The sequence below is a fragment of the Nocardioides sp. genome (assembly GCF_044226765.1).
GTDB lineage: Bacteria > Actinomycetota > Actinomycetes > Propionibacteriales > Nocardioidaceae > Nocardioides.
Map to the genome: position 1 here is coordinate 1 of NZ_JBGAGJ010000004.1, position 11874 is coordinate 11874.

The following is an 11874-nucleotide window of genomic DNA, read 5'->3' on the forward strand; positions in this document are numbered from 1 at the left end:
CGACAACCCGGCAGCGATCTGCTTCCAGAACTCCCTCTGCTTCTCACGCGGCCAAGGAGGACGACCCATCAAGAACACCTCGATCAGATCAAGGCGTTGCACTCCCGCCTGAGCTCAAGGAGCGCCTTCCTCAACCACCGGGAGCCCGGCAGAGCGCCTTCCTCAACCACCGGGAGCCTGGCAGGTTGCCTTCCTCAACCAGCGAGGGCGGGCCAAGTGCGGAGGGTGGGGAGGCCGTCGCCGTCGAGGCGGTCGAGGAGGGCGGGGCGGCCGCAGAGGACCATCGCCAGCGCGCAGGCCGGGCCGCTGACGGTAGGGCCGGAGCCGTGCGACCAGTCCAGGTCGGTGGCCGACAGCGCGACGTCCGGGCGGCCCTTCGGGGCGAAGCCGCGGAGGGCCGCCTTCGAGACCAGGAAGTCGAGCACGTCGCGCCAGCCCTCGACCGGCACCCCGGCGTCGAGGCCGAGCGGGACGACGATGTCCTGGGTGTGGAGGCGCAGGTCGGAGTACGGCGCGTGCCAGTCCATCGTCGGCGGCGTGAACCGGTGCTCGGCGTACTCCCGCAGCCACGCCGTCACCTGGGCCGGTTCGACGTCGGCGCGGCGGGTGACCAGCCACTCGTTCGCGCGGTCGAAGCTGCCGCGGGCCCGGACCATCGCCTCGAGGAAGGTCAGCATCGACGTCGACGGGCCGCTGGTGAGGTGCACCGCGACCTCCTTGACCGTCCACGCGCCGCAGAGGCTGGGCGTCGCCCACTGCTCAGCGGTGAGCGTGTCGAGGAGGTCGGCGAGCGAGCGGCGCTCCGCGGCGATCCGGTCCCAGTGGTCCACGGCGCCAGTATGGCGGCTGTAACGCCGGGCTACTTCTTGTTCCCACCCTGCTGCACCATGGTGGGAACAAGGACCAACCCGGCGTTACAGCTGGCTGGGCAGGCGGTCAGGAGGCCAGGGTCGCGACGCCGGGGCGGACCAGCACGAGCGGCTGGTCGGCGGTGATCTCGGTGCGCGGCCAGCGGTCGAGGTAGGCCGTCAGCGCCACGGCGTAGCCGGGGTCGCCGGGCCGCAGCAGCCGGGCCGACGCGGGCACCCAGGTGCCGTCGCGCAGGACCTCGACCGGCGTGAGGGTCGGCCGGACGTTGTGCCACCAGGTCTTGTGGTCCGGGTCCCCGGGCAGGACGACCAGGCCGGCCCCGGTGCGCGCGTACTGCACCGGTAGCCGGTAGGTCCGGCCGCTCACCGTCCCGGTCACGGCCAGCCCGACCAGCGACCGCCCCATCGTCTCCCCGCGCGGCGACTCGAGCAGCGCGAGCACCGCATGGCTCGAGGCCGACAGCCCGGAGAGGGTCGGGAGGAAGACCCCGGAGACCAGGCCCAGCGCCGTGCCGGCGACCGCCCCCGTGACGGCGCCGGTGAGCAGGACGGCCGAGGTCGACCAGCCCGCGTCGGGGAGCGTGGCGCCGAGGAAGATGAGCGCCATCGCGAGGGGCCAGGCCGCGGTGCTCGCGACCACCCAGCGCCCGGGGTGCCGCACGACGCCCCGGAGGGCGGCGGCCTGGGCGGCGCCGAGGACGGCACCCATCACCAGCCCGAGAGCGACCGCTCCCGCGACGACGAGCAGCACGGGAGGCTGCTCGGCATCGCCCCCACCTCCGAGGGCTGACGGCGCGGACGCCGCGGCCCAGCCCAACCCGGCGACGATGACGGTCGCCGCCAGGTAGCGCGCTCGAGACAGGCGCGGGAACACCCGGGCCAGCACGGTCGACTGGGCGACGCCCAGCGCCGTGCCCTCGACCAGCCCGCCAGCGACGACCACACTCAACGCGGCGGCTCCGGCCAGCCCGTCGGCGGCCCGCGCCGCCCCGGCCGCGGCCGTCATGCCGATGGTCTCGGCCACCGCACAGGCGACGACCCAGAGGCGGTACGACGACACCCGGTCCAGACGGACACCGGTCTCGAGCACGCCTCCAGTCCACTCCTGCGTCCGCCGCGCGGAGCAGGGTCGAAGGTCACCCGGGCGTTGCCGTCCGTCCCCGCCCGAACAGGGCCGAGCCGTTGTCCCAGCAGACCGCCCGCAGCCAGTCGTCCCCGAGGTCGAGCCGGGCCAGGCTCTCCAGCTGGTGGGCGTAGGAGTAGGGGATGGTCGGGAAGTCGCTGCCCAGCAGGATCTTGTGGCCGAGGTCGCGCACCCGCGGCAGCAGCTCGACCGGGTACGCCGGCACGAAGTCGGTGAACACCATCGTGGTGTCCAGGCGGACCCGCTCGTGGTGCTCGGCCAGGTCGAGGAACTCCGCGCACTCCGCGGCACCCATGTGGGCGACGACGAGCGCCAGCCGCGGGAAGCGGCGCAGCAGCCGCTCGGCCGACCCCGACCCGGTGTAGGCGTTGCCGACCGGCTCGGACCCGGCGTGCACGACGACCGGGGTGCCGGCGTCCTCGAGGACACCCCACACCCCGTCGAGCAGCGGGTCGTCGAGGTGGAACTCCCCCACCTGCAGGTGGATCTTGAAGATCTCCACGCCGGCGGCGACCAGCTCCTCGACGTACGCCGCCGCGCCGTCCTCGGGGTAGAACGTGGCCGACCACAGCGACTCCGGCACGTCTCGCGCGAAGCCGGCGGCCCACTCGTTCAGGAACGCCGCCACGCCGGGCTTGTGCGCGTAGGGCAGCGTCGGGAAGCGCCGGACCCCCATCGCGCGCAGGATCTCGACCCGCTCGGCGTGCTCCTCGCGGTAGCGGATCGGCCACTCGCGGCCGATCTTGGGGCCGGCGGCGTCGAAGACGGCGTATACGGCGCGCTGGATGGTGGGCGGCAGGAAGTGCACGTGCACGTCGAAGAGCCCGGGCAGGCCGAGCTCCTCCCAGAACGCGCGGACGGGCGCGACGTCCGGGTGCGGCTCAGTCACGCATGCCCTTCATCCGGCGCCCGACCTCGACCTCGGTCTCACGCCTGGCGGTGCGCTCGGCGATCGCGTGCCGCTTGTCCCAGGACTTCTTGCCCTTGGCCAGCGCGATCTCGACCTTGGCGCGGCCGTCCTTGAAGTAGAGCGCCAGCGGGATGACCGTGAGGCCCTTCTCGCTGACCCGCTTCTCGATCTTGTCGATCTCGGCGCGGTGCATGAGCAGCTTGCGCTTGCGGCGCGCGGAGTGGTTGGTCCAGGTGCCCTGGGAGTACTCCGGGATGTGCACGCCGTGCAGCCACGCCTCGTGGCCCTCGATGTCCACGAACCCGTCGACCAGGGACGCCCGACCCAGCCGCAGCGACTTCACCTCGGTGCCCTGGAGGACCAGGCCGGCCTCGAAGGTGTCCTCGATGTGGTAGTCGTGCCGCGCCTTCTTGTTCTGCGCGACGAGCTTGCGCCCCTCTTCCCTGGCCATCCCGCCATTCTCCCAGGAGGTCGCAACCGGGTTGAATCGCGAGGGGGGCCGGTCGCTAGGGCAGGTAGTCCATCGGGTCGACGGCGGTGCCGTTGACCAGCAGGGTGAAGTGGAGGTGGCAGCCGGTCGACCAGCCCGTGGAGCCGACGTACCCGACCGTCTCGCCCCGGCTGACCGTGTCGCCGACGTTCACCCGGTAGGACGTCGCGTGGTTGTAGACCGCGGTGAAGTTCTTGCCGTTGATCTGGCCGAGGTTGACGTAGAGGCGGTTGCCGTAGACGTCGGACCAGTAGCGCTCCATCACGGTGCCGCCGGCGATGGCCCGCATCGGCTCCCCGCAGGAGACGCCGAAGTCGGTGCCGTCGTGCAGGCCCCAGTAGTGGTAGATCGGGTGGATCCGGTAGCCGAACGGCGACGTCACCGAGCCCGGGACCGGCCGGATGAACAGCCCGTTGGTCGGGCCCGTGTAGCCGCCCTTGGAGTGCCGGGCAGCGGCCAGGATCAGCTGCCGGATGTGGTCCTCGCGCTGCTTGGCCTCCTTCAGCGCCGCCAGGTCGGCCTGGCGCGCCGCGATCGCACGGGACCTCGCGTCGCGCTGGGTGGCGACCTTTGCGAGCACGTCGTCGCGGGCGGCCCGGGCCTCCTGCTCGAGACCCTGCATCACGACCAGGTGGTCGGCGGCCTGCTTGCGCTCCACCTCGACCGCGTCGCGCGCCTGCTGGACCTGCTGCTCACGGACCTGCAGCAGCACCTCGGCCGCGTGCAGGTCGTCGTAGGCCTGGTCCTCGCGCCCGACGATGACGTCGTTGAGCGCCTCCTGGCGGGTCAGGTCGGTCGTCGACCGCGAGTGCAGGAGGCTGGAGAGGGCGAGCAGCTCGGGGTTGCCCTGCTCGTAGATGTCGGTGACCGTGTCGGTCAGCTCGTCGCGCTGGTCGGCGAGCGCCGTCTGCCCGGCGGTCAGGTCGGCCTGCGCCTGCTCGAGCTTCGCCTCGGCGGCCTCGAGGCGCGCCTGCATCTGCTGGTCGAGCACGCGGGCGGCGCTCAGCCGCGCGCTGGCGGACTGGAAGGCCGTGCGAGCCGTCGCCAGCTGCCGGACGGCGGTGTCCACGGCGGCCTGCGCGGAGCGCAGCTCGCTGCTGGACTCGTCGAGGTCGGCCTGGGCGTGCTTGACCTGGCTCTGCGCCTGGTGCTGGCGGTGCTTGAGGTCGCGCGGGTCGTCGGCGTGGGCCAGGGGGATGGCGAGCGCACCCACCGCCAGCGAGCAGGCCACGGTGGCTGCCGCCAGGCGAGGGCGTGCGGTACGGGGGAAGAGACGCACCGGTCTGCCTTCTGCGTTCGGGGAAGTGAACGCGTCGACCGTAACGCGCGCCGGTCAGACTTTGAGGTATTTGCGCGTCAGCACGAGTGTCGGGAGCAGGGTGAGCAGCGGCGCGAGGATCGCCATCACGACGACCGGGGTCACCACGTTGCTCCAGTCGATCCACGGGATGAAGTGGAACTGGTCCTTCAACCACCCGTAGACGCCGAAGTACATGAAGGCGACCAGCGCCCCCACCGCGAAGAGCAGCGCGATCGCGGCGGTCACCAGCGCCTCCATGAGGAACGGCAGGGCGATGTAGAGCGTCGAGGCGCCGACCAGCCGCATGATGCCTATCTCGCGTCGACGCGCGAACGCCGCCAGCCGGATCGTGTTCGCGACCAGCAGCAGCGCCGCGACGACGAGCACGATGGCGGTCACCAGGGAGCCGATCCGGATCGCCGTCATGCCGCGCAGGATCGGTCCGACCACGTCGCGCTGGTCACGCACGCTGCTGACGCCGTCCAGGCCGATGATCGCGCTCTCGATCCCCTGGTACTGGTCGGGGTCCTTCAGCGTGATCCAGATCGACTCCGGCATGTCGTCGGCGGTCGCGGCCGGGTTGGGCCCCTCGAACTTGTCCGCGCCGAGGAGCTCCTTGACCTTGGCGAAGGCCTCCTCCTTGCTCTCGAACCGGTAGCCGGCGACCTCCGGGCTGTCCTCGACCTCCTGGGCGATCCGCTGCTTCTGGGCGTCGGTCACCTCGCTGGTGCAGGCCGGGTTGTCGTCGCGGGCCTTGCACAGGAAGGCCGTGATCTGGAGCTCGGAGCCCCACTGGTCGGTCGCCTTGACCGACTGCTCGCGCAGGAGCACGCCGAAGCCGACCAGCGCGAGCGAGACGAGCAGCGTCAGCACCACGGCGACGTGCATCGACAGGTTGCGCCGCAGGCCCTGGCCGAGCTCGGAGAAGACGTAACGAAGCTGCATGGCGGAGGGGGGTTCCTGTCCGTGGTGGGTCGTGCGTCAGTGCTGGATCAGTGCTGGATCAGTGCTGGAAGCCGTAGATGCCCTGGGCCTGGTCGCGGACGACCCGGCCGTCGTCGAGCTCGATGACCCGCTTGCGCATCTGGTCGACGATCCCGGCGTCGTGGGTGGCCATCAAGACGGTGGTGCCGGTCCGGTTGATCCGGTCCAGCAGCTTCATGATCCCGACCGACGTGGTCGGGTCCAGGTTGCCGGTCGGCTCGTCGGCGATGAGGATCATCGGCCGGTTCACGAACGCCCGGGCGATCGCGACCCGCTGCTGCTCGCCGCCGGAGAGCTCGTCGGGCAGGCGGTCGCCCTTGCCCTCCAGGCCGACCAGCTCGAGCGTCTCGGGGACGACCTTCGCGATCTCCGCGCGCGGGCGGCCGATCACCTGGAGCGCGAACGCGACGTTCTCGCTCACCGTCTTGTTCGGCAGCAGCCGGAAGTCCTGGAAGACCGTGCCGATCTGGCGGCGCAGCCGCGGGACCTTCCAGCTGGCGAGGCGGTTGACCTCCTTGCCGGCGACGTAGACGCGACCGGACGTGGCGCGGTACTCGCGCAGCACCAGGCGCAGGAACGTCGACTTGCCCGAGCCCGAGGAGCCGACGAGGAAGACGAACTCACCCTTCTCGATGTCGACCGACACCTGGTCGAGCGCCGCGTGCGCCTGGCCGGGGTAGGTCTTGACGACCTTCTCGAAGCGGATCACGGGAGTCGAGCGTAGACGCTCCACCTGAGCGTCCGCGGGACCCCTCTCAGCCCGGCGGGCCGTCCACCACCCACCAGGCGGCGTACGGCGGCAGCCAGACCACCCCGTCCGCCCCGCTCGTGACCGGGTGGCCGCCGAGCGCGTCGTACGGCGCCGCCAGGCCGGCCTCGTGCAGCCGGTGCACCGGGAAGGGCCGCGGGGTGCCGGTGACGTTGTAGAGGCCGACCAGCGGCCCGGCGGCGTGCCGGCGGGCCGTTGCGAGCACGCCGTCGTCGGTGCCGTCGAGCACCTCGCTGGGCGCCGAGGCGTGCAGCTGGGGCAGCCCGGCGCGGACCCGCGCCAGGTGGGCCAGGCCGGTGAACGCCCGCCCGGCGACCGTGCCGGTGTCGTGGCGCCGGGCCGCGCGCTCGGGGTCGAGCCGTGGCCGTCCCGCCCAGCGGTTGTCGGCGGCGTGGGCGGGCTCGTCGGCCCAGCGCGGGTCGTTGGGCTGGGCGAGCTCGTCGCCGCTCCACACCACCGGGATCCCGCCCCACCCGGCCACGACCGCGTGCGCGAGGAAGAGCCGCGCCAGCGCCGCGTCGGCGTCGTCCTCGACGCCGAGCAGGGAGGCCGCCGTCCCGCTGATCCGGCGGTCGCCGGTCGCCGGGTTGGCCTGGAAGACCAGGCCGTGGGCCCAGGAGCCGGGGAACTCGCCGGCGTACCAGTCGGAGAGGAAGCGCCGGTGCAGCGTCCCGTCGAGCCCGACCGCCGCCGCGTCACCATCGTCGATCGCCCAGCCGATGTCGTCGTGGCAGCGCACGTAGCCGATCCAGGTTGCCGTGGTCGGGGCCGGCGGGAGCGCCTGCAGCGCGTGCCGGGCCAGCGTGACCGAGCCGGTGGCGAGCATCGACCAGACCTGCACCATCAGGCTGTTGTGGTAGGCCAGGTCGCTCACCCGGCCGGCGCGCCGGCCCAGGCCGAGGTACTGCACCAGGTCGCGCGGGCCGACGATCGCCTCGGCCTTGAACGCGACCGCCGGGGCCGCGATCCGCGTCACGGCCCGCAGCGCCTGGGTGATCGCGTGCACCTCGGGCTGGTTCTGGCAGTCGGTGCCCAGCCGCTTCCACAGGAACGCGATCGCGTCGAGCCGGAACACCTCCACGCCGAGGTTGGCCAGCTCGAGCACGATGTCGGCGAACTCGACCAGCACGTCCGGGTTGGCCCAGTTCAGGTCCCACTGCCAGGAGTTGAAGGTGGTCCAGACCCAGCCGGCCAGCTCCTCGTCCCAGGTGAACGAGCCGGGCGCGAAGTCGGGGAAGACCTCCGGCAGCGTGCGCTCGTAGGCGTCGGGCTGCTCGCGGTCGGGGAAGACGAGGAACCGGTCGCGGCACGCCGCGTCGCCGGCCCGGGCCCGCTCGGCCCATGCGTGCTCGCGGGCGACGTGGTTGAGCACCAGGTCGACCACGAGGCTGATCCCGTGCACCCGCAGCCGGGTCGCGAGGTCGCGCAGGTCGTCGGTGGTGCCGAGGTCGGGGCGCACCGAGCGGTAGTCGGTGACGGCGTAGCCGCCGTCGTTGTCGCCCTCGCGGGTGGCGAGCAGCGGCATCAGGTGCAGGTAGGTGACGCCCAGGTCGGCCAGGTGGTCGAGCCGGTCGGCGATCCCCGCCAGGTCGCCAGCGAACCGGTCGGCGTAGCAGGCGTAGCCGAACATCCGGGGCTGCTGCAGCCAGTCGGGCTCGAGCAGGCGGCGCTCGTCGAGCAGGTGCAGCTCGGCCGGGCGCTCGGCGTACCGGCGCGCCGCGACGTCGAGCAGCCGGCGCACGACCTCGTCGGGGTCGGCGTACAGCTCGGCGACCGCGTCGCGCAGGTCGCCGCCCCAGCGGTCCAGGCGGAGGGCGAACGTCTGCTCGTCCCTGGTGGTGATGTCGCTCATCGTCACGTATTCAAGCGCAGCCCCTAGGTTGGGCACATGCTCCGTCCGCTCGCCGTCGCTGCGCTCCTGCTCGCCGCGACCGGATGCTCGGGCGGCAGCGACCCCACGCCGGCGCCCGCCACGCCGACGCCGACCCCGCTGTCGGCCTTCGACACCTCTGGGCTGACCGTCGCCCGGGCGTCGTTCTGCGCGAACGTCGCGCCGGCGTCGGTCGAGGACGCGCTCGGCGGGCCGGTCGAGTCGTCGGGCGAGTGGGCCAACGGCGAGCGTGCCCGGCTGAGCGACGACACCACCGACGTCGCGCACGAGTTCGGCTGCCGCTGGGTCGCTGCGGACGGAGCGACCGTGACCGCCTGGGTGTTCGCTCCGCCGGTGACGCCCGACCGCGCCGAGTCGCTGCGCCGGGCCGCCAAGAAGGCCGAGGGCTGCCGCGCGGTCCGCGCCGCTCCGGCGTACGGCGCCTCGTCGGTCGCGGTCCGCTGCGACGACGGGACCACCGCCTTCCACGGCCTCTTCGGCGACGCCTGGCTCTCCTGCGCGATCACCACGCAACCCCCCGCCGACCTCGACCGCACCGGCCGCTGGTGTGTCACGGTCGCCCAGGCCGCCCAGGAGTAACCGCGGCTGGGCGGTCGCCCGGGTGCAGGGGTCTCGACAAGCTCGACCACCGGTGCAACCGGTGGTCGAACAGCGAGGAGCGACGCGGATCAGCCGGTGGCCTGCTCCTCGTGGCGCACCGGACAGCCCGCGACGCCGGGCACCGGGAAGGTGCCGAGCTCCTCGATCCGGTAGCCGTCGGGGTAGCTGCGGATCTGTGGCAGGTCGTCGACCAGCTTCGGGTCCTTGCGGGCGGGGAAGAACCGCAGCAGCCGGCCCCGGGCGCGCAGCAGCCCTCGCGAGACGGCCTCCACCCAGCCCGGCGGGTCGGCGTACCGGAACGCCGCGCGCAGCGGCGGGTCCATCAGCGAGCGGCTGAACACGTCCATCAGCGGCCGCACCGGCGCCGGCTGGAAGCCGGCCATCAGCGCGAGGGTGGCGTCGGCGACCCGACGCCCGCCCGGGTCGTGGCCGAAGTGGGCCGCCTCGTAGGAGTCCATCAGCCGCTCGAACCCCTCGTAGGTCTCCGGCACGTCCTTGATGCCCATGTGCCGGCCCAGCGTGCGGTAGTACTGCACGCTCGCCTCGAGCTCGTTGGGCGTCAGCGGCCGCTTGCCGAACTCGTCGAGCCAGCGCTTCGGCACGACGACGAAGGTGCTGAGCACGTAGCGGAACTCGTGGTCGGGGATGTCGTAGGCGCGGTGCATCTGGTTGATCCGGCGGATCGCGGCCCGGGACTCGGGCTCCTCGAACCCGAGGCGGTACGCCGGCTCGAGGAGCAGCGCGGTGTCGTCGTACCGCTTCTGGGTACGGCGGGTGAACTCTCCCGTCCGGTCCAGCAGCCGGCCGATGCCCGGCACGGCGTAGGTGCGGAACAGCGCGAACCCGAGCGCCTGGTTCATGTCCCACGGGAACTCGTGGCCCACGACCTTGCCGTAGATCTCGACGTACTCGGTCGCCGGGTCGAGGGAGTCGTTGTAGCGCCTCCAGTGGTCGCGCCTCATGCCTGCCCACGCTAGAGCAGCGCGCACCGCCTGGGGAGGGTCAGTTGCTGTCGGCCTTCTCCGCGCCGCGCCGCCAGCGGATGCCGGCCTCGATGAAGTCGTCGACGTCGCCGTCGAAGACCGCCTGCGGGTTGCCGACCTCGTGGCCGGTGCGCAGGTCCTTGACCATCTGGTAGGGGTTCAGCACGTAGTTGCGCATCTGGTCGCCCCAGGCAGCGGCGACGTCGCCCTTGAGGTCCTTCTTGAGCGCGGCCTCCTCGGCCTTCTTCTTGGCCAGCAGCTTGGCCTTGAGCACCACCATCGCCGAGGCCTTGTTCTGCAGCTGCGACTTCTCGTTCTGGCAGCTCACCACGATGCCGGTCGGGATGTGGGTCAGCCGGACCGCCGAGTCGGTGGTGTTGACCGACTGGCCGCCCGGGCCGCCGGAGCGGAAGACGTCGACGCGGACCTCGTTCTCGTCGACCTCGATCTCGTCGGTCTGCTCCAGCACGGGCACCACCTCGACGGCGGCGAACGACGTCTGCCGGCGGCCCTGGTTGTCGAAGGGGCTGATCCGCACCAGGCGGTGGGTGCCGGCCTCGACCGAGAGGGTGCCGTAGGCGTACGGCGCGTGGATCGCGAACTCGGCCGACTTGATGCCGGCCTCCTCGGCGTAGGAGACGTCGAAGACCTCGACGGGGTACTTGTGCTGCTCGGCCCAGCGCGTGTACATCCGCATCAGCATCTCGGCGAAGTCCGCGGCGTCGACCCCGCCCGCGCCCGAGCGGATCGTGATGATCGCCTCGCGGGCGTCGTACTCCCCCGAGAGCAGGGTGCGGACCTCGAGCGCCTCGACCGCCTTGTGCAGGCGCCCGAGCTCGGCCTCGGCGTCGGCAAGGGCGTCCGCGTCACCCTCCTCGCGAGCCATCTCGACCATCAGCTCCAAGTCGTCGACGCGTCCGCGGAGCGCGGTGAACCGGTCGACCTCGCCCTGCAGCGCCGAGAGGCGGCCGGTGACGCGGGTGGCGTTGGCCTGGTCGTCCCACAGGTCCGGCGCGGCGACCTGCTCGCCGAGGTCGGCGATCTCCGCGCGCATGGCGTCGAGGTCGAGCACCTGCTCGATGGTGCGCATCGTCGCCTGCAGCTGCTTGATCTCTACGTCGTAGTCCGGACCTGCCACGAGGGACAAGGTTACGGGCCCGAGGGCGGTGGGCCTACTCCGCAGTCGCTCGCGCCGGCAGGGCGAGCTCCGCCCAGACCCGCTTGCCGCCGCCGTCGCCGGACTCCATCCCCCACGACGCGGCCAGCGCGTCGACCAGGTGCAGCCCGCGGCCATGCTCCTCGGTCTCGGTCAGCGGCTGCGGCTCGGGGGTGCCGGCCCCGGCGTCGTCGACCTCGATGCGCAGCGCGACCGGCGTGGCCGAGAGGCGCAGGCGGTACGACGATCCCGCGTGCGTCAGCGCGTTGGCGGCGAGCTCGCTCACCACCAGCTGGGCGTCGTCGGACAGCCCCTCGATGCCCCACTCGGCGAGCCGCTGCTCCACGAACCGCCGGGCGGTCGCGACGCTGCTCAGGTCGTGCGGGAGGTCGAGGGTCGCCTGGTTGTCCGGGGATCCGACCGCCTCGAGCAGCTCGACGAGGTAGCCGAGGTCGGCGTCCTTGAGGACGTAGCCCTCGGAGTGGGCGCGGATCCAGGCCCGGTCGGCGGTGTCGAGGCCGGAGAAGACGACCACCTTCGAGTCCGGTGCGCTCGCGCGGACCCGGCTGAGCACCTCGCGCCCGGCGATGTCGGGCAGGCCGAGGTCCAGCACGACGACGTCGGGACGCAGCTGCTCGGCCAGCCGGACGGCCTCCGCACCGTCGGCCGCCTCGCCCACGACCTCGAACCCACCCCGGAATCGGAGCGAGGTCCGGACCAGCCGGCGTACCTCAACGACGTCGTCCACCAGGAGGACGCGGATGGGCACGGCGGCAGC

Annotated in this window: 12 protein-coding genes; 1 reads left to right on the forward strand and 11 read right to left on the reverse strand. The window is 72.4% G+C overall.

Features of this window, described 5'->3' with window-relative positions:
• Window positions 1-194: 194 nt before the first annotated feature.
• From ACILRH_RS10025 to ACILRH_RS10060, 8 genes are all read right to left on the reverse strand, one after another.
• A complete protein-coding gene (locus ACILRH_RS10025; RefSeq protein WP_395692905.1) occupies window positions 195-830 on the reverse strand; it encodes a maleylpyruvate isomerase family mycothiol-dependent enzyme in 636 nt (211 codons plus the stop codon).
• Window positions 831-936: 106 nt separating this feature from the next.
• A complete protein-coding gene (locus ACILRH_RS10030; protein WP_395692907.1) occupies window positions 937-1959 on the reverse strand; it encodes a hypothetical protein in 1023 nt (340 codons plus the stop codon).
• 46 nt (window positions 1960-2005) lie between these two features.
• Window positions 2006-2902 (reverse strand): amidohydrolase family protein, encoded by an 897-nt coding sequence (locus tag ACILRH_RS10035; protein ID WP_395692908.1) that lies wholly within the window; start codon window positions 2900-2902, stop codon window positions 2006-2008.
• On the reverse strand, window positions 2895-3374 hold the full coding sequence (smpB, locus tag ACILRH_RS10040) for an SsrA-binding protein SmpB (RefSeq protein ID WP_395692910.1): 480 nt from the start codon (window positions 3372-3374) through the stop codon (window positions 2895-2897). Before smpB ends, ACILRH_RS10035 begins: the two co-directional genes overlap by 8 nt.
• A gap of 55 nt (window positions 3375-3429) precedes the next feature.
• Window positions 3430-4692 carry a peptidoglycan DD-metalloendopeptidase family protein gene (locus ACILRH_RS10045; RefSeq protein ID WP_395692912.1) on the reverse strand — a complete coding sequence of 421 codons (1263 nt, stop codon included), beginning with the start codon at window positions 4690-4692 and terminating at the stop codon, window positions 3430-3432.
• Window positions 4693-4746: 54 nt separating this feature from the next.
• Complete coding sequence (gene ftsX / locus ACILRH_RS10050; protein WP_395692914.1) at window positions 4747-5658, reverse strand: permease-like cell division protein FtsX; 912 nt, start codon at window positions 5656-5658, stop codon at window positions 4747-4749.
• A gap of 58 nt (window positions 5659-5716) precedes the next feature.
• Window positions 5717-6406 (reverse strand): cell division ATP-binding protein FtsE, encoded by a 690-nt coding sequence (gene ftsE / locus ACILRH_RS10055; RefSeq protein WP_395692916.1) that lies wholly within the window; start codon window positions 6404-6406, stop codon window positions 5717-5719.
• Between the two features lie 46 nt (window positions 6407-6452).
• Window positions 6453-8318 carry an alpha-amylase family protein gene (locus ACILRH_RS10060; protein ID WP_395692919.1) on the reverse strand — a complete coding sequence of 622 codons (1866 nt, stop codon included), beginning with the start codon at window positions 8316-8318 and terminating at the stop codon, window positions 6453-6455.
• A gap of 36 nt (window positions 8319-8354) precedes the next feature.
• Here ACILRH_RS10060 and ACILRH_RS10065 point away from each other — a divergent pair, with 36 nt between their 5' ends.
• Complete coding sequence (locus ACILRH_RS10065) at window positions 8355-8936, forward strand: hypothetical protein (protein WP_395692921.1); 582 nt, start codon at window positions 8355-8357, stop codon at window positions 8934-8936.
• 89 nt (window positions 8937-9025) lie between these two features.
• On the opposite strand, the gene ACILRH_RS10070 is transcribed toward ACILRH_RS10065, so the two are convergent.
• Genes ACILRH_RS10070 through ACILRH_RS10080 form a run of 3 tightly spaced genes read right to left on the reverse strand, consistent with a single transcriptional unit; the run spans window position 9026 to window position 11865 of the window.
• Window positions 9026-9919 (reverse strand): oxygenase MpaB family protein, encoded by an 894-nt coding sequence (locus ACILRH_RS10070; protein ID WP_395692922.1) that lies wholly within the window; start codon window positions 9917-9919, stop codon window positions 9026-9028.
• 40 nt (window positions 9920-9959) lie between these two features.
• Complete coding sequence (gene prfB / locus ACILRH_RS10075; RefSeq protein ID WP_395692924.1) at window positions 9960-11078, reverse strand: peptide chain release factor 2; 1119 nt, start codon at window positions 11076-11078, stop codon at window positions 9960-9962.
• 34 nt (window positions 11079-11112) lie between these two features.
• Window positions 11113-11865, reverse strand: coding sequence for a response regulator (locus ACILRH_RS10080; RefSeq protein WP_395692926.1), 753 nt, complete (start codon window positions 11863-11865; stop codon window positions 11113-11115).
• Between the last annotated feature and the right edge of the window lie 9 nt (window positions 11866-11874).